15 protein-coding genes and 1 pseudogene are annotated in these 15,457 nt (G+C 69.0%); 13 read left to right on the top strand and 3 right to left on the bottom strand.

Going from position 1 to position 15,457, the window contains the following annotated elements; all coding sequences use genetic code 11:
- Positions 1-25 precede the first annotated feature (25 nt).
- From ABZ016_RS25030 to ABZ016_RS25020, 3 genes are read left to right on the top strand one after another with little or no spacing between them, the layout of a single operon-like run.
- Positions 26-1,849 (top strand): thiamine pyrophosphate-requiring protein, encoded by a 1,824-nt coding sequence (locus ABZ016_RS25030; protein WP_356918910.1) that lies wholly within the window; start codon positions 26-28, stop codon positions 1,847-1,849.
- Positions 1,850-1,893: 44 nt separating this feature from the next.
- Positions 1,894-2,955, top strand: coding sequence for an enolase C-terminal domain-like protein (locus ABZ016_RS25025; RefSeq protein WP_356918962.1), 1,062 nt, complete (start codon positions 1,894-1,896; stop codon positions 2,953-2,955).
- Positions 2,956-2,972: 17 nt separating this feature from the next.
- A complete protein-coding gene (locus ABZ016_RS25020; RefSeq protein ID WP_356918909.1) occupies positions 2,973-4,712 on the top strand; it encodes a glycoside hydrolase family 15 protein in 1,740 nt (579 codons plus the stop codon).
- A 250-nt stretch (positions 4,713-4,962) separates the two neighbouring features.
- Here ABZ016_RS25020 and ABZ016_RS25015 read toward each other — a convergent pair whose 3' ends face one another.
- Entirely contained in the window at positions 4,963-5,547 is a 585-nt protein-coding gene (locus tag ABZ016_RS25015; protein WP_356918908.1) for a DinB family protein, read from the bottom strand.
- 451 nt (positions 5,548-5,998) lie between these two features.
- Between ABZ016_RS25015 and ABZ016_RS25010 the strand changes: the two genes are divergently transcribed.
- From ABZ016_RS25010 to ABZ016_RS24990, 5 genes are all read left to right on the top strand, one after another.
- Positions 5,999-6,223 carry a hypothetical protein gene (locus ABZ016_RS25010; RefSeq protein ID WP_356918907.1) on the top strand — a complete coding sequence of 75 codons (225 nt, stop codon included), beginning with the start codon at positions 5,999-6,001 and terminating at the stop codon, positions 6,221-6,223.
- Positions 6,220-6,828, top strand: coding sequence for a sigma-70 family RNA polymerase sigma factor (locus ABZ016_RS25005; protein WP_356918906.1), 609 nt, complete (start codon positions 6,220-6,222; stop codon positions 6,826-6,828). The genes ABZ016_RS25010 and ABZ016_RS25005 overlap by 4 nt, the downstream gene beginning before the upstream one ends.
- Positions 6,818-7,570 carry a hypothetical protein gene (locus tag ABZ016_RS25000; protein WP_356918905.1) on the top strand — a complete coding sequence of 251 codons (753 nt, stop codon included), beginning with the start codon at positions 6,818-6,820 and terminating at the stop codon, positions 7,568-7,570. The genes ABZ016_RS25005 and ABZ016_RS25000 overlap by 11 nt, the downstream gene beginning before the upstream one ends.
- Before the next feature lie 844 nt (positions 7,571-8,414).
- A complete protein-coding gene (locus ABZ016_RS24995) occupies positions 8,415-8,957 on the top strand; it encodes an NUDIX hydrolase (protein ID WP_356918904.1) in 543 nt (180 codons plus the stop codon).
- 147 nt (positions 8,958-9,104) lie between these two features.
- On the top strand, positions 9,105-9,641 hold the full coding sequence (locus ABZ016_RS24990) for a hypothetical protein (RefSeq protein WP_356918903.1): 537 nt from the start codon (positions 9,105-9,107) through the stop codon (positions 9,639-9,641).
- Positions 9,642-9,795: 154 nt separating this feature from the next.
- Here ABZ016_RS24990 and ABZ016_RS24985 read toward each other — a convergent pair whose 3' ends face one another.
- Positions 9,796-9,966: a hydrophobic protein gene (locus ABZ016_RS24985; RefSeq protein ID WP_356918902.1), complete on the bottom strand. Its 171-nt coding sequence runs from the start codon at positions 9,964-9,966 to the stop codon at positions 9,796-9,798.
- Between the two features lie 80 nt (positions 9,967-10,046).
- On the opposite strand from ABZ016_RS24985, the gene ABZ016_RS24980 reads away from it, so the two are divergent.
- The 3 genes from ABZ016_RS24980 (at position 10,047) to ABZ016_RS24970 (ending at position 12,685) form a co-directional block, all read left to right on the top strand.
- Complete coding sequence (locus tag ABZ016_RS24980) at positions 10,047-10,202, top strand: hypothetical protein (RefSeq protein ID WP_356918900.1); 156 nt, start codon at positions 10,047-10,049, stop codon at positions 10,200-10,202.
- 366 nt (positions 10,203-10,568) lie between these two features.
- Positions 10,569-10,994 (top strand): VOC family protein, encoded by a 426-nt coding sequence (locus ABZ016_RS24975; protein ID WP_356918899.1) that lies wholly within the window; start codon positions 10,569-10,571, stop codon positions 10,992-10,994.
- Positions 10,995-11,161: 167 nt separating this feature from the next.
- Positions 11,162-12,685: a substrate-binding domain-containing protein gene (locus tag ABZ016_RS24970; protein WP_356918898.1), complete on the top strand. Its 1,524-nt coding sequence runs from the start codon at positions 11,162-11,164 to the stop codon at positions 12,683-12,685.
- 45 nt (positions 12,686-12,730) lie between these two features.
- On the opposite strand, the gene ABZ016_RS24965 is transcribed toward ABZ016_RS24970, so the two are convergent.
- On the bottom strand, positions 12,731-13,189 hold the full coding sequence (locus ABZ016_RS24965) for an SRPBCC family protein (protein WP_356918897.1): 459 nt from the start codon (positions 13,187-13,189) through the stop codon (positions 12,731-12,733).
- A 205-nt stretch (positions 13,190-13,394) separates the two neighbouring features.
- On the opposite strand from ABZ016_RS24965, the gene ABZ016_RS24960 reads away from it, so the two are divergent.
- A complete protein-coding gene (locus tag ABZ016_RS24960) occupies positions 13,395-14,015 on the top strand; it encodes a LysE family translocator (RefSeq protein WP_356918896.1) in 621 nt (206 codons plus the stop codon).
- A 108-nt stretch (positions 14,016-14,123) separates the two neighbouring features.
- Positions 14,124-15,361 (top strand): annotated as a pseudogene (locus ABZ016_RS24955) (APC family permease).
- Positions 15,362-15,457: the final 96 nt, after the last annotated feature.

The following is a 15,457-nucleotide window of genomic DNA, read 5'->3' as shown; positions in this document are numbered from 1 at the left end:
GTGCCCCACCGGAAAGGTCAGCACCATGTCGACGAAGGTCTCCGACTACATCCTTCAGCGTCTGCGCGAATGGGAGGTCGAGCACGTCTTCGCCTACCCGGGCGACGGCATCAACGGACTGCTCGCCGCCTGGGAACGGGCCGAGAACAAGCCTGAGTTCATCCAGGCCCGGCACGAGGAGATGGCCGCCTTCGAAGCCGTCGGCTACGCGAAGTTCTCCGGCCGCGTCGGGGTGTGCGCCGCCACCTCCGGGCCCGGCGCCATCCACCTCCTCAACGGCCTGTACGACGCCAAGCTCGACCACGTGCCCGTCGTCGCGATCGTCGGGCAGACCAACCGCAGCGCCATGGGCGGCTCCTACCAGCAGGAGGTCGACCTGCTGAGCCTCTACAAGGACGTCGCCTCCGACTACTGCGAGATGGTCACCGTTCCGGAGCAACTGCCCAACGTGCTCGACCGGGCCATGCGCACCGCCATGGCACGCCGCTCCGTGACCGCCGTCATCGTCCCGGCCGACGTGCAGGAACTTGACTACTCCGCCCCCGGGCACGCCTTCAAGATGGTGCCCTCCAGCCTGGGCATGTCCCACTACGCCCCGGTGCCCGCCGATCCCGACATCGAGCGCGCCGCCGAGGTGCTGAACGCCGGTGAGAAGGTCGCCCTTCTCATCGGGCAGGGCGCTCGCGGGGCCCGGCAAGAGGTCATGGAGGTCGCCGACCGGCTGGGCGCCGGTGTGGCCAAGGCGCTCCTCGGCAAGGACGCCCTCGATGACGACCTCCCCTATGTCACCGGTGCGATCGGCCTCCTCGGCACGCGCCCCTCGTACGAGCTGATGCAGGACTGCGACACCCTGCTGGTCATCGGTTCCAGCTTCCCCTACACGCAGTTCCTGCCCGAGTTCGGCCAGGCCCGGGCCGTGCAGATCGACATCGACCCGCACATGGTCGGCATGCGCTACCCGTTCGAGGTCAACCTCATCGGCGACGCTCGCGCGACCTTGCAGCGGCTGCTGCCGCACCTGCGGCAGGCCGAGCAGGACGGCTGGCGCAAGAAGATCGAGCAGAGCACCGCCCGCTGGTGGGAGGTCATGGAGCGGCGCGCCGCGGTGGACGCCGACCCGATCAACCCCGAGTACGTGGCCCACACCCTCAACGGCCTGCTGCCCGAGAACGTCATCCTGGCCGCCGACTCCGGCTCCGCCGCCAACTGGTACGCCCGCCACCTGCGGCTGCGCGGCGGCATGCGCGGCTCGCTGTCCGGCACGCTCGCCACCATGGGGCCCGGCGTCCCCTACGTGATCGGAGCGAAGTTCGCACACGGCGACCGGCCGGCGATCGCGCTCGTCGGCGACGGAGCGATGCAGATGAACGGCCTCGCCGAGCTGATCACCATCGCCAAGTACTGGCAGCAGTGGGAAGACCCGCGCCTGGTGGTGGCCGTGCTCAACAACCAGGACCTCAACCAGGTCACCTGGGAGATGCGGGCCATGTCCGGCGCGCCCCAGTTCCTGCCCTCGCAGTCCCTGCCGGACGTGGCCTACGCCGACTTCGCCCGCTCGGTGGGCCTGAACGGGATGCGGGTGGAGAAGCCGCAGGACGTACAGAGCGCCTGGGAGGCGGCACTGGCCTCCGACCGGCCCTTCGTCCTCGACTTCCGCACCGACCCGGCCGTGCCGCCCATCCCGCCGCACGCGTCCCTCGACCAGATCGAGGCCGCGGCGGCCTCCGTACTCAAGGGCGACAGCGACCGGGCCGCCATGGTCCGCCAGGGCTTCAAGGCCAAGGTCCAGGAGATGCTGCCCGGCAAACGGCACCGCGAGGACCGGCCCGGTACCGGAGAGGCGCAGTGACGCGGAACGAGGTCGCGGAGCGGGTCGACACCGCCGTCTACACGATGCCGACCGACGCGCCGGAGGCGGACGGCACCCTGAGCTGGGACAGCACCACGCTCGTTCTGGCGACCGTGCGGTGCGGCCCGGTCACCGGGATCGGCTACACCTACGCCCCGGCAGCCGCGGCCCGGATCATCGACGACCTGCTCGCCGGCATCGTCGTCGGCAGCCCCGTCCTCGACGTGCCGCGCCTGAACGAGGCCATGCACCGCGCCGTGCGCAACGCCGGGCTGCCCGGCGTCGCCGCGCAGGCGATCGCCGCCGTGGACATCGCACTGTGGGACTGCAAAGCCCGCCTGCTGGACCTGCCCCTCGTCGATCTGCTGGGCACCGCCCGCCGGGACGTGCCGATCTACGGAAGCGGGGGGTTCACCACCTACGACGCCGATCGGCAGGACCGCCAACTGCGCGGCTGGGCGGAGGAGGAAGGCATACCCCGCGTCAAGATCAAGATCGGTGAATCGTGGGGGCAGTGCGAGGAACGCGACCTGCGGCGAGTCGCCGAAGCCCGCGCGAGCATCGGCGACGAGCCCGCGCTGTACGTGGACGCCAACGGAGCCTACGGCGCCAAACAGGCCGTCCGCGTCGCCGACGCGCTGGCCGACGAGGGGGTGACCTGGTTCGAGGAACCCGTCTCCTCCGACCACCTCGCCCTCCTCGCCCGCATCCGCGACCACGTCACGGCCGACGTCACCGCCGGCGAGTACGGCTACACCCTCCCGTACTTCGAGCACATGCTCGCCGCGGGCGCGGTGGACTGCCTGCAAGCCGACATCACCCGGTGCGGCGGCATCACCGTCTGGCTGCGCGTCGCCGCCCTCGCCCAGAGCCGCGGCCTGGACGTCTCCGGCCACTGCGCCCCGCACGCTCACGTCCACGCCGCGGCAGCGGTACCCAACCTGCGCCATCTGGAGTGGTTCCACGACCACGTCCGCATGGAACGCACCCTGTTCGACGGCGTGCTCGACCCCGGCGGCGGCAGCATCACCCCCGGCAGCGTCGCCGAGCCCGGCCTGGGCCTGACCTTGAACACCGAGCGAGCACGGCAGTACCGGGTGAGCTGAATCGGAGGACACCACCCATGAGCACATCCTTCCCGCCCCATGCGCTGCACGACTACGCGCTGCTGGCCGACGGGGAGCGCGGCGCGCTGATCGGACCGGACGGCGCCATCGGCTGGCTGTGCGCGCCCACCTGGCACGACGACGCGGTCTTCGCCTCCCTCATCGGCGGAAGGGGCGTCTACGCCGTCACCCCGCGCGCCACACATGTCTTCGGCGGCTACTACGAGGACGGCACCCTCATCTGGCGCAGCCGCTGGGTCACCGTCGACGGCATCGTGGAATGCCGCGAGGCCCTCGCCTTCCCCGGCGAAGCGGGCCGGCTCGTCCTGCTGCGGCAGCTCCGCGCCGTCGACGGCCCCGCCCGCCTGTCCGTCGTCCTCGACCCGCACGGCGGATACGGCCGTGAGCCGCTCTCCTCCGTCCGGCGGCGCGACGACGGTGTGTGGGACCTGCGCAGCGGCGCTCACCACCTGCGCTGGCAGGGAGCACCGTTCGCCGTCCCTGGTGAACGCGGACTCGTCGCCGACATCGAACTCGAGCAGGGCGAACGCCACGACCTCGTCCTCGAATGCTCCCATTCCCCCTTGCCCCGCGAGCTTCCGGAGGCCGAGCAGACCTGGTCCGCCACCGAAGCCGCATGGCAGCGGACGGTACCTCCGCTCACCGACACCATCGCCCCCGTGGACGCGCGACGCGGCTACGCCGTGCTGCGCGGTCTGACCTCGCACGGCGGCGGAATGGTCGCGGCCGCGACCACCAGCCTGCCGGAGCGTGCGGAAGAAGGCCGCAACTACGACTACCGGTACGTGTGGATCCGCGACCAGAGCTTCGCCGGGCAGGCCGCGGCCGCTGCGGGCGCCCCCGAGCTGCTCGACACCGCCGTCCGCTTCGTCACCGAGCGGCTGCACACGGACGGCCCGCGTCTGGCCCCCGCCTACACCGTGCACGGCACCGATGTCCCCAGCCAGCAGGAACTCGACCTCCCCGGCTACCCAGGGGGGTTCGATCGCATCGGCAACCACGTCCGCGAACAGTTCCAGCTCGACTGCTTCGGCGAGTGCCTGCTCCTGTTCGCCGCGGCGGAGCGCCAGGGCCGCCTCGACGACACCGCCTGGCAAGCCGTCGCCATCGCCGTACGCGCCATCGCCGAACGCCGGCAGCAACCCGACGCCGGCATCTGGGAACTGGATGACAGGACATGGAGCCACAGCCGGCTCATCTGCGTCGCCGGTCTACGGGCCATCGCCACCGCGGCACCCCGCCATCCCCTCGCCGGCACCTGTACCCGGCTCGCCGACACCCTGCTCGCCGCCACCTCGGCGACCTGCCTGCACCCACAGGGGCACTGGCAACGCGCCCCCAAGGACCCCGACGTGGACGTGGCCTTGCTGCTCCCGCTCGTACGCGGGGCACTGCCCCCCGACGACAGGCGCACCCGCGCCACGCTCAGCGCATGCCGTCGCGAGCTGACGCAGGACCACTTCGCCTACCGCTTCCGCCACGACGACAGGCCTCTGGAGGAGGCCGAAGGAGCGTTCCTGCTCTGCGGGTTCGTCATGGCCATGGCCGAGCACCAGCAAGGTCACGCCGTGGCCGCGCACCGCTGGTTCGAACGCAACCGCGGGGCCTGCGGTGCATCGGGCCTGTACGCGGAAGAGTTCGACATCGCCCAGCGCCAGCTCCGGGGCAACCTGCCACAGGCGTTCGTACACGCCTTGCTCCTCGAAACCGCCACGCGCCTGTCCCACAACCCATGACCCTCAAGGCCCCTCAGACCTTGGGGAATTGAGCAATGACTGATCCGCGTGGCAGGCCCTGCGCAGCGTCTCCACCGGGTACGGAATCTCCCTGCTCTCGTCTTGGATCTTGACGTAGAAGTCCGTCAGCACCGCCGCGAGCGGCGCATGGCGGGACAGGATCGACCTGGCTTCCTGAGGGCCGGCCGGCGGGTCCGCCCCTTCCGCCGCACGAACATCAAGTCACGTGAGACCGCCGGCCTGACACCTTCTAAGCGTTGATGTGTGCGGCTGACCGTGCGGCCTGCTCGATCTTCGCGCAGTAGGCTGCACGGGCTTGCTCGTCGATCTGCTGCTCGTTTTCGGCGCGCACCCCGGTCCGGCCGTCGAGGCCCTCGCGCAGGATATCGGCGTGCCCGGCATGCCGGATGGACTCGCCGAGGACATGGACCATGATGGCGAACAGGTTCGTGTTGGGATAAGGCTCCGGCCACCACGGCACGTGGCCGGGGGCGTCGAGGGGAAGCTCGTTGATCGTCGCGTCCGAGTGTTCCCACGTGCGCCGGTAGAACCCGATGATCTGATCGCGGGTCTCGTCCTCGGTCGCCCACAGATCGCTGCCGTCGTAGTCCTGCCACAGGGGCAGCGGTTCTGGGGAAGGGCGGTCGAATACCTCGCCGAGGTACCTGGCCTCGACGGTGGCCACGTGTTTGACCAGGCCGAGGAGGTTCGTCCCGGTCGCTGTCAAAGGTCGGCGGGCGTCATACTCGGACAAGCCGTCGAGTTTCCAGAGCAGCGCCTCGCGGTCCCGCCGCAGTCTCCCGTGCAGGTTGTTTTTCGCGAATTCATCGATCACGCGGCATGAGCCTGCCATGGGCTGCTCGTGCTCTCAAGATCCCGAACTTGGTTCCGCAACGACCGGCGGCAACGCGAAGCCATGTTCACCCCTGGCGCCGTGCATCGTTTGTGAGGGGCTGATGCACGAGTGAGGGGCGATTCAGGTTCAGGCAGATGTAGTGAGTTGGGTCACAGTCACGCAAGCGCACGTTCGTGGCATGTTTGCGCAAATCATGGCGGATGTTGGCGCATCCCGAAGCGCCGCAGGTAGTGGGGTGGCGCTCGGGGTGGCGTATTGCAGCGGGCGATGGTGCGAATGAGTGTACGCATTTGCTGTAAACGGAAAGTTACTCTCCGTTAAAAAGTGGTGGTGGGGTGTTCTGCACGAACCGGCGGTGCGGGGTTGTTTGCTGCCTTCAGGAGCAACGAGGCTCCAGGCACCGGTAGTTCAGAACGCGGGGAGGCGCCCGGTGCTGCACGAGATCAAGGGATCCACCGTGACACTGGACGACGTTGCCAGCCTCGTGCTGGCCTCGGCCGCCGCGGCGAGGGCGTTCGCGCCCGACGTGCGCGCCGGTACACGGCGCCTTCTGCGCGCCGGTGTCCGCCTCGGTGCGGAAAGCCTCATCGCCCAGCACCAGCCGGCCGTACGCCCCGACGCGGCACGCCTGGACGAGGCGGGAGGAAGCCGATGACCGGACAGTCTCCGGACGACAGGGAACAGGCGCTGCAGGACTCCAGCGACCTGATGCCGCCGGCCTTCTGGGCGTTCCACGAGCTCTACCACCAGGCCTACTTCGAGTACGCCTTCGTACAGTTAGGCGACCAGGTCGCCGCCGACCGGCTGGTCGACCAGACATTCGTGTTCCTGGCCGTCATCTGGAAGGACGTCACCACCCAGGAGACCCCCGAGGCGTTCGCCTGGACGCTGCTCAAGGAGCGCGTGGCAGCCGAACTCGAAGACCGGGGCCGCCAACCGGCAGCGCTGGAGACCCTGGCGTTCGAACGCGCGATACGCGCGGCCTGTGACCCCATCCTGGGCAGCTTCCGCGCCATATTCCGCGCACAAGTCACCGAACTCGAAGAGGGCATGGGCCTGTATGCGGCAATGGCCCGCCTGCCGGAGCGCCAGTTCGATGTCATGGTCCTGCAGTACGCCCTCGGCTTCCCCACCAGGAAGACCGCTCTGGTCATGGGCGTCTGCGAGGCCACCGTGCGCTCCACCCGCCGCGCCGCCAAACGCCGCCTGTCCGCCGACCTGGGCCTGGAACTCGGTGAGGACACCGACGATGAGGAGTGAGACCCCGATGCGCCCGCCCCAGCCGCGCACCCTGCAGGAAGCCCTGGCACGCGCCCGCATAGTCGACCAGGAGACCTACACACCCGCCCACCGGGAGGCCTCCCGTCGCCGGATCAGCGACCAGCTCCACGAGATGCGCTGGATGCAGGCCCTTGCCGAGCCTCCTGCCACCACGCGGCGGCCGCGCCGGCATGCGCTGCTGCTGCACGAGCGGGCCGCACACGAACTGCGCGCCCTGTGTCAGGGCATCCTCCACGACACCGACGCCGCCCGCCGCATCGCCCGCTTCGACACCGCCCGCGACCCTGGCGGCGCCTTGGCCTTCGCCAGCCTCCTGCTCCTGGCCGACCGAGAGGAAGGCGCCCAGTTCTGGCTCCAGTTCGCCGCCGGTGGGGGCCAGGCCACCGGCGCCATCTGCCTTTACCTCATGCACCTGCGCCGCGGCGAATGGCGGGACGCGAAGTACTGGGCGAGGCAGATCGAAACCCTGGAACACGAACCCTGCCAGTACGCGCCCGTCCCACACGAGGTCGTCGACACCACCACCAGCGCCGCCGGTCCCGACGGCGCGCTGACCGTTTTCCTCGCCCTGCCCGACAACGCGGCCGCCGTTCCAGAAGACGCCGTCAAGGACGCCGTGGATGACCTGGACGTCGACCGCATCGACGGCTTCGGCCCCATCCCGCAGCCGAACGCCGACCTGGCCCACCAACTCGAAGACCTCGTCACCACCGACCACTGAGAGCCTGCCGTCGCCTCACTCCGCGGCAGGAGGCCGTTCATCAGCCGAAGCCGCGGAGTGAGGTGAGGACGTACCCCAGCAGGACGAGACAGGAGCTGCCAACGGCGACGATCACCTGCGGAACGTTCGGCTGCATCCCCAGCATCAACGGGCTCCAGCCCCAGAACCCCGACGACGATAAAGGCGATCAGCGATCCCGTGCCCAACTCGTCGTCCTGAAAGGCGTTCCAGCGGTTCTCGGCGAGCGTGGGCAGGTCCTTGCTCTCGTTGATGTACCCGCCGAGACCGGGGTCGGACCTGGCCCACAGAACGTCGACCTCGGCGCCTTTGCCGGGCTTCTCGTACGTGTAAGCCCCGCGCACGGTCAGCCGTTCCCCACCACCGGGCACGGAGACCACGAGCCGGGACACGTACCCCTTCACGACGCCCTCGCTCAACTCCTCCCGGGTCGACTGCCGTTCCACGACCGTCGCGGTGCTCACCCTTGCGCCCGCATCACGCAGGACATCGAGCTTGTCGCCCGCGTTGGACGAAGTCAGGAGGGCGGCGGCGAACACGGCGGAGGAGAACGCGACGATGACCCAGAGGGTGCCGGTGCGAAGCTTGACCCAGAACTCGTCGCCGAACTCGCCGCCCTTGGGCGCGCCACGCAGCACCCACAGCGCCACCACCCGCACCACCGCACACCCCACCGCGAAGGCACCCCACACGAAGGGTTCGTGCCAGGGCCGGGCCATGGCGGTGGCCCCCAGCAGCCACACGCAGGCGACGTCGGCCGCGACCCAGGCCGCGAGCGAGCACAGCCGTACGAGCCATATCAGCGTTGGACGCAACAGTCCTCCCGATGACATGTGAAGCGACAAACCGGCGAAGATGCGACGTCGAGTACGACAACGCCTTGGAGTGGTTGCTCCGTCCCGTCACGCCCGAAGACGGTCCCCTGGCAACGGAGGTGTGGGCGTTCGACACGACGCTGACCCACGTCTTGATGGTGGATCACCGCTGGCGTGGGTGGGTAGCGCCGGGTGGCAAGGTGGATCCAGGAGAAACTCCACGCGAGGCGGCCGTACGGGAGCTGTTCGAAGAGACAGGGCTGGCGGTTGAACTGTTTCGGACCCCGGCTGCTGTCACCGTCCGCTCGTATCACCCCGACTGGCCTGCTGTCATGGGCGTGTCCTTCATGACGGTCGTCGACCGCCGGGCTCCTCTGGCCCCAGAGGATGGGCAGCCCGCAGCCTGGTTACCGTTGGACGAGCCGTGGCAGGGGTACTTCTCCGCAGACCGACCCCGGATGAAGCGGTGCATCGACTGGATCAGAGAAACCGTTTCTGGTCTCGGCCCTGCGAAGAACCTTCAGACAGTGTTACGAATGCCTCAGCCTCGCTGATCGTGGGCGTCACCTCAGGCCACACGTACCAATCGAGACGACTTCTTGGGCACAACAATCACGCTCACCCGCGTGGCGTCGTGTTCGTCGCCGCCACGCGCGTGAGCATGTGCGGGCCAGGCCTTCTTCCCGCACCGAGGGGATACGATGCCCGACCGCGCTGACCATGTCCGCCCCGAGGGCGTCGCACCGAGGGGGGCCTTCAGGCGACGGCCGTCGGAGCAGTGGCTGTTCAGCGGAATCTACGGACTGGTGCTGGCCAGTGCCATGGTGGCCGCGCTGGACGCGGGGGACGAGCAGGCCGATCCCGGTGCGGACGCGCTGTGGGTACTGATCACGGCGCTGGCGTCCAGTGCCGCCCATGGATACGCGCACGTCATCGCTCAGCGTGCATCCCCCGACAAGGCAGCCACCACGAGCAGACTGCGGTCGGTGCTCGCCGAGTGGCCGCTGGTCGCCGCCGTGCTTCCCACGCTGGGGATACTGCTTGCCGCGCTGGCCGGGTGGTGGGCAGAGGCCACGGCTGCCGACACGGCCCTGCTGTTCAACACCGTCGCCCTGTTCGGCTTGGGCGTCTGGGCCGCCCGCACCGCTGGGCACGGATGGCCGTCCTCGTGCCGGGCAGGCGGCCTGGATATGCTCATCGGTCTCGTGATCATCATGGTGAATGCCCTGATCCACTAGCTTCGGGCACGCGTCTGGTCATCGGGCGGGGTTTCCCTCGTGGCGGCCCACTGCTGCTGGTGGGAGCGAGGCCGGCGTGAGGTGTCCTGAGACGGGACATGCCTGTGGGCCCCGGTGTACCCGGGGCCCACAGGATGGCTGCTGTTCGGTGGCGCTACCAGCGATACCAGCGGCCCTTGCGGCCGCCTGTGCCCGCACTGCGCATCACGAAGCCCAGCAGCCAGACAACCAGCACGACGACGGCAATCCACCACAGCGCCTTCAGCGCGAACCCCGCGCCGAAGAGGATCAGAGCCAGAAGCAGAACGAGAAGCAAGGGAACCATAGTTATCAACCTCCGTCGCTCCGTGTGCCCGGCGATCCGAAGAACACGCGAGCGATCTGCCTGGTTTCTTCACTGTTTCCATGGGAACTGAACCCAGTTTCGTCACTACCGGCCCGGACGCCGATCCGGCCTCGGCGGTCTTCACGCCGCAGGTGGCGCGGCAGATCCGGGATGAGTGGCGCGCGGCCACGCTACGCCGACTGCTCGGCTCGCCGGAGGCAGTGACGGGGGGCTGACGCCGCGCATGAGACATCAGCGTACGGCGCCGGCATGGGTGCCAAGACCTCTGAGGCGTCGGCTTCGGGCACTGCATTTCCTCCCAGTGCCTTGGGCTTGAAAATGACGGGGGTATCCGATGTCGTCCGCCGCCGACGTCTCGGCCCTGCCGGACGCCAGGCGGTGCCGCAGCCGCGGCACCGCCTGGCGTCGAGCGAAACGCGCGTGCGGTTCTTGTCCCGGCAGCGCTCGACGACCTCCGCATCACCGAAGAGCCGGCGCCGACTACCGCTCACCGCGGTCTGAGTCCCGCTTCGCAGGCATCCGGTGACGTCGACCTGTTTCGGACCGGCTCACGGGGGACTCTAGCTGCCGGAGGTGATCCCATGCCCGGGCAAGCCGCGCTGCGACTGCATCAGGTGGTACTCGACAGCGCCGGCATCCGGGGACTCGCGGAGTTTTACCGCGCGCTGCTCGGGCTGGTCTACGGTCCTGGGGACGAACCGCCGAAGGAAGGTGAGCCCGATGAGCGGGGGCGGGACTGGCTGGTGTTGCGGGCGCCCGACGGCACACCTCAACTGGCCTTCCAGCACGTCGGCCGGTTGACGCCGCCGACCTGGCCCGACGGCCCGGTACCGCAGCAACTGTACCTGGACCTGAGCGTCTCGTCGATCGAGGACCTCGAGGCGCAACACGAGCGTGTCCTGCACCTCGGCGGCCGTCTGCTGTCCGACCACAAGCACGGCCCTGACGAACCCTTTCGGGTCTACGCCGATCCCTCGGGCCACCCGTTCTGCATCTTCCTCGCCTGAGCAAGGACGTCACCGAGTCGCGCCCGGCTTCGCGCAGACAGCCCAGGCACAGAGCCGCGGCAAGTTGAACGTAGAGCGAACATTGGGGCCAGAGCCCTGCCGGGCCGTTCGGGACAGACATACGGTGACCCCACCAACTGAGCTCTGGGAGTGGCGGGGGACCACCAGTGGAGTGGCTGAGCATCGAGAACGTCATCGCCATCGGCACGTCCGTCCTCGGTCTCCTCGTGCCCGTCGCGATGTTCCTGTACGACCGGCGGGTACCCCGCCGCAAGCTGATCGGCTACCGCGTACAGATGGACAGCCCCATAGGCGACGGGTCGTCCAATCCGCGTCTCGGCGACTTCGACGTACCGAACATGGCCGACGCGTCGCTCGTCCTGCTGCGTATCGAGAACGACGGATCACAGAGTGTCGCCGACAATGACTACACCTCGTCCGAAGTCCACGGCCTGACCGCCGAGTTCACGGGCCGCACGGTCCAGGCCGTCGCGGTCACCCAGCCGTCCGGCATCGAGCACCTGAACAGTCACTTCACGAGCGCCAACGGGTTCGAACACCTCGGCAGCACGGTGACCATCCCGCGCGTGCCGCTCAATCCGGGCGACCACTTCAAGCTGCTGGTGCTGCTCTCCGGCGGTCCGGCCGAAGGGGAGGTCAAGCTGATCGGCGGCCTCCGGGACGGCCGGGTCCACCGCAACAGCGCTCCCAAGCCGGACGAGAAGCTGCGTACGTTCAGTCTCCCGGCCCGGTTGCTCAGCGGCGTCCTGGCCCTGGCCGTGCTCGCCCTCGCCGGCATCATCGTGCTGCGCGTCGGCAATCCGATCGAGTGCGAGCAGGGCGAGTTGACCCTGACGGGCTCTACGGCTTTCGAGCCCGTCGTCCAGACGCTCGCCCAGCAGTACGAGGACAAGTGCCAGGGCGCCGACATCTCCGTCGAGGCGCGGGGCAGCGAGGACGGCGTGTCCGAACTCGCACAGCTGGGGGAGCGGTCGGCGAACTCCGCCCGGTCGGTGATCGCCTTCTCGGACGGGCCGATGGGGCGGCGCTGGAACCTGAGGGGCAAGGAGGTCGCTCTCTCCTTCTTCACCCTCGTCACCCACAAGGACATCGACCTCGGCCCGCGCGGACTGACCCTTCGGCAGGTGAGGGAGATGTACGCGGGCAGGTACCAGCGCTGGGGCCAAGTCCTCCCCGACCGGCGGGAGATCGCCGATCTGCCGATCGTCCTGGTCAGCCGAGGGGACGAATCGGGTACACGGCAGATCTTCCAGGACCGGGTGCTCAAGGGGTGGGAGCAGGCGCCGAGCACGTCACTGGACTGCAGGCCGCCCGCACGGTCCGGTGACACCGTCACGCGCTGCGAACTCGGCTCGACCAGGGCCGTACTGAACAGAATCGAGGAACAGCCCGGCGCCATCGGCTACAGCGAAGTCGGCCTCGCCAGGCAGAGGGGTGGCAAGGTGAACAAGGTGCCCCTGGCAGGCGACTGGCCCGACGAACGGCGGATCGACCGAGGCGCTGGACACTACCCGTACAAGGACATCGAGTACGCCTACACCTACGGCCCCCCTCGCCCCGGCTCCCTGGCCGCCAGCTTCCTTTCCTACCTCGACGAGTCCACCAGCCAGAACGTGATCCGAGGGAAAGGGCACCTGCCGTGCCTGCGGGAGCCGGAGCAGTGCCGGTGAGCATGACCTGCAGTCGCGCCCGGCGGCTGTACCGGGCCGTACCGGTCAGCGCGCGACGATCGCTGCTTCGGCTGCTGCCTTGATCCGGGCGCCGAAGGCGGCGGCATCCTTGCGGGCAGCAGTGAGCGCCAGGCCGACGAGGAGCTTGCCGAGCCCGTGGCCCTCCAGAACGTTGAAGATGCGGACCCGAGTCGCGCCACCGGCAAGAGGCTCCAGGTCATAGCCGCCTTCGCTGGCTGTCACGCTGTTCTTCGACACCTCGGCCCACCGGACCCGCACCGGAGCTTCGAGGTCGGTGATACGGAACTCTCTGGCTGTTTTCATTCCGGCGTCCTTGACCGTGCTGCGGAAGACCGTTCCCACGGCGGTCGGCGCATCGGGAACTCGCTCGATCCTGAGCACCCGGGGGCTGAACTGCGGGTCGTTGCGTCCGTCGGCAAGGTAGTCGAACACTGCTTCGGCCGGCCGATTGATCTCGACGGTCGCTTCAAACTGTCCTGACATGGGCACTCCTCGATCGATTGAGCCGCAGTGACTCTGATCGGAAGATGCCCGCCCGGCTGTTGGCCTCTGCGGAATTGCTTCGTACCCACCCGAAGGGCGCAGCCTGACGACCGAGGCAGGAGCCCTTTCCGAGCACCAGGCGCCCGGCTCCGGAAATCGCAGAGGGGTGCAACACGGAGGCAATCCCGGGTGCGAGACTGAACGCATGTTCGTTCAGCTCCTTGCGGCCACAGGTGTACTGGCTGTCCTGACTGTGGTTCCCGGCCCGGACATGGCGGTGGTGACGAAGCGTGCCATCGCGTCGGGCTGGCAAGACGGCCTGCGCACGGTCGGCGGCATAGCGGCCGGACTGCTGATCTGGGGTGCGCTCACCGTGGTCGGCCTGGCCGCTGTTCTGGCGGCGTCCGCCACGGCCTACACGGTCGTCAAGCTTGCCGGTGCCGTCTACCTCGGCGTCCTGGGTGTGCAGGCACTGCTGCAGAGTCGGCGCAGCCGTCCGGTGACTTCCGGGGTGAGCGCCCCGTCCCCATCCGGCAGCCCCTGGCGCACGGGCTTGATCAGCAACGTGTTCAATCCCAAGATCGCCGTCTTCTACACGGGCCTGCTGCCCACGCTCGCACCGTCTGGCTTCTCCCCGCACATGGGGATGGCCCTGCTGATACTCGTGCACGTGACCCTCACCCTGGTCTGGCTCGGCGGCTACGTGCTGGTGCTGGCCAAGGCCCGCGCCTTCTTCGAGAAGCCTTCCGTGCGACGCACCATGGACCGCCTCACAGGTGTCGTCCTGATCGGATTCGGGATCAAGGTCGCCACCTCCCAGCCCTGAAACTGAGGCCGCCCACCCGTTCGTGACGAGCGGCCGAAGTCATGCGCGCCTCCGTGAGGCGGCCGGTGGTCGGGCGTGCATCGCGCGGCACGGGGGACACGAGGCGGTATGGCGAGAAACGTCGGGAACAGGGCGTCGGCGGAGTCGGTGGAACAGCGAGGGGCACAGGAGGGCACGGCGCTCAAGCGCGCGCTGACGACCCCGCTGCTGTACTTCTTCATTCTGGGCGACGTGCTCGGCGCCGGCGTGTACGTCCTGATCGGCCAAGTCGCGACCGACGCCGGGGGAGCGGTGTGGGTGCCGCTGGTCGTCGCGCTGCTGCTGGTATTGCTGACCGCGGCCTCCTACGCCGAACTGGCGACGAAGTACCCGCGGGCGGGCGGATCCTCCCACTACACAACACGCGCTTTCGGACCGTTTGCCGGATTCATCGCAGGATTTTGCATGCTGGCCGCCGGCCTCGTCTCCGTGGCCGCGCTCGCCCGCGGCTTCGGCGGCGACTACTTGTCGGCCTTCGTGACCCTGCCCGTGGGGCTCGTGGCCGTGATGTTCTTGGCCCTGCTCGCCCTGGTCAATGCGCGAGGCATCAAGGAGTCAGGGCCGTTCTGAGCGGCTCGGTCCTGGCGTACTACTCCTTCGTCGGGTTCGAGACCTCGGTGAACGTCGCCGAGGAGACCCGCGACCCGCGGCGGTCCTACCCGCGCGCCCTGTTCGGCGCCCTCGCTACCGCCGGGGCCGTGTACGTGCTGGTGGGCATCGCCGCGTCCGCCGCGGTACCGACCGCCGAGCTCGCTCGGTCGAGCGGGCCACTTCTGGAGGTCGTGGAGGAGGCAGGCGGCGTGCCGGCCCGCCTGTTCAGTGCCGTCGCACTCGTTGCCGTGGCCAACGGCGCGCTGCTCACCGGCATCATGTCCTCACGTCTGGCCTACGGCATGGCGAGGGACGGGCTGCTGCCCGCCGCACTGACCAAGGTGCTGCCGGGCCGTCGTACCCCGTGGGTCTCGATCGCGGTCACCGCGCTGCTGGCGACGCTCCTGGCGCTCACCGGCAGCGACGCCACCCTGGCGTCCACCCTGGTCCTCCTGCTGCTGGTCGTCTTCCTCATGGTCAACACGGCGGTGCTGGTCTTGCGCCGAGACCCGGGCGAGGCCGACCACTTCCGGACCCCAACGGCACTGCCGGTACTGGGTATCGCGTCCTGCGTCGTGCTGGCCACGCAGATCGAGGCACAGGTGTGGCTGCGCGGGCTGGCGATCGTGGCCGTCGGCATCGTGCTCGGCGCGCTCGCCGTCGTGCGGCGAACCAGGAGGGCCGACGGGGACGGGGACGCGCGGGACCCTTCCTGAGGGGTCCTGACGGAGGCGTTGGTCATGGCGGTGGGCGATCAGGCAGCGCTGAGGCAGGGGCCATGTGGCTCTTTCCTTGACCTGCCGAGGGCGCGT

This window comes from Streptomyces sp. NPDC006372, assembly GCF_040612515.1.
Classification (GTDB): domain Bacteria; phylum Actinomycetota; class Actinomycetes; order Streptomycetales; family Streptomycetaceae; genus Streptomyces.
Note: the sequence above shows the minus strand (reverse complement) of the source record. Positions and strands in the feature narration are given on the sequence as shown.

Coding starts and splice junctions, on each gene's coding strand:
- ABZ016_RS25005 (WP_356918906.1), top strand. CDS start 6,220: ATGACCGGACAGTCTCCGGACGACAGGGAACAGGCGCTGCAGGACTCC.
- ABZ016_RS24995 (WP_356918904.1), top strand. CDS start 8,415: ATGACATGTGAAGCGACAAACCGGCGAAGATGCGACGTCGAGTACGAC.
- ABZ016_RS25030 (WP_356918910.1), top strand. CDS start 26: ATGTCGACGAAGGTCTCCGACTACATCCTTCAGCGTCTGCGCGAATGG.
- ABZ016_RS24985 (WP_356918902.1), bottom strand. CDS start 9,966: ATGGTTCCCTTGCTTCTCGTTCTGCTTCTGGCTCTGATCCTCTTCGGC.
- ABZ016_RS24980 (WP_356918900.1), top strand. CDS start 10,047: ATGGGAACTGAACCCAGTTTCGTCACTACCGGCCCGGACGCCGATCCG.
- ABZ016_RS25025 (WP_356918962.1), top strand. CDS start 1,894: ATGCCGACCGACGCGCCGGAGGCGGACGGCACCCTGAGCTGGGACAGC.
- ABZ016_RS24965 (WP_356918897.1), bottom strand. CDS start 13,189: ATGTCAGGACAGTTTGAAGCGACCGTCGAGATCAATCGGCCGGCCGAA.
- ABZ016_RS25000 (WP_356918905.1), top strand. CDS start 6,818: ATGAGGAGTGAGACCCCGATGCGCCCGCCCCAGCCGCGCACCCTGCAG.
- ABZ016_RS24960 (WP_356918896.1), top strand. CDS start 13,395: ATGTTCGTTCAGCTCCTTGCGGCCACAGGTGTACTGGCTGTCCTGACT.
- ABZ016_RS24990 (WP_356918903.1), top strand. CDS start 9,105: ATGCCCGACCGCGCTGACCATGTCCGCCCCGAGGGCGTCGCACCGAGG.
- ABZ016_RS25020 (WP_356918909.1), top strand. CDS start 2,973: ATGAGCACATCCTTCCCGCCCCATGCGCTGCACGACTACGCGCTGCTG.
- ABZ016_RS24975 (WP_356918899.1), top strand. CDS start 10,569: ATGCCCGGGCAAGCCGCGCTGCGACTGCATCAGGTGGTACTCGACAGC.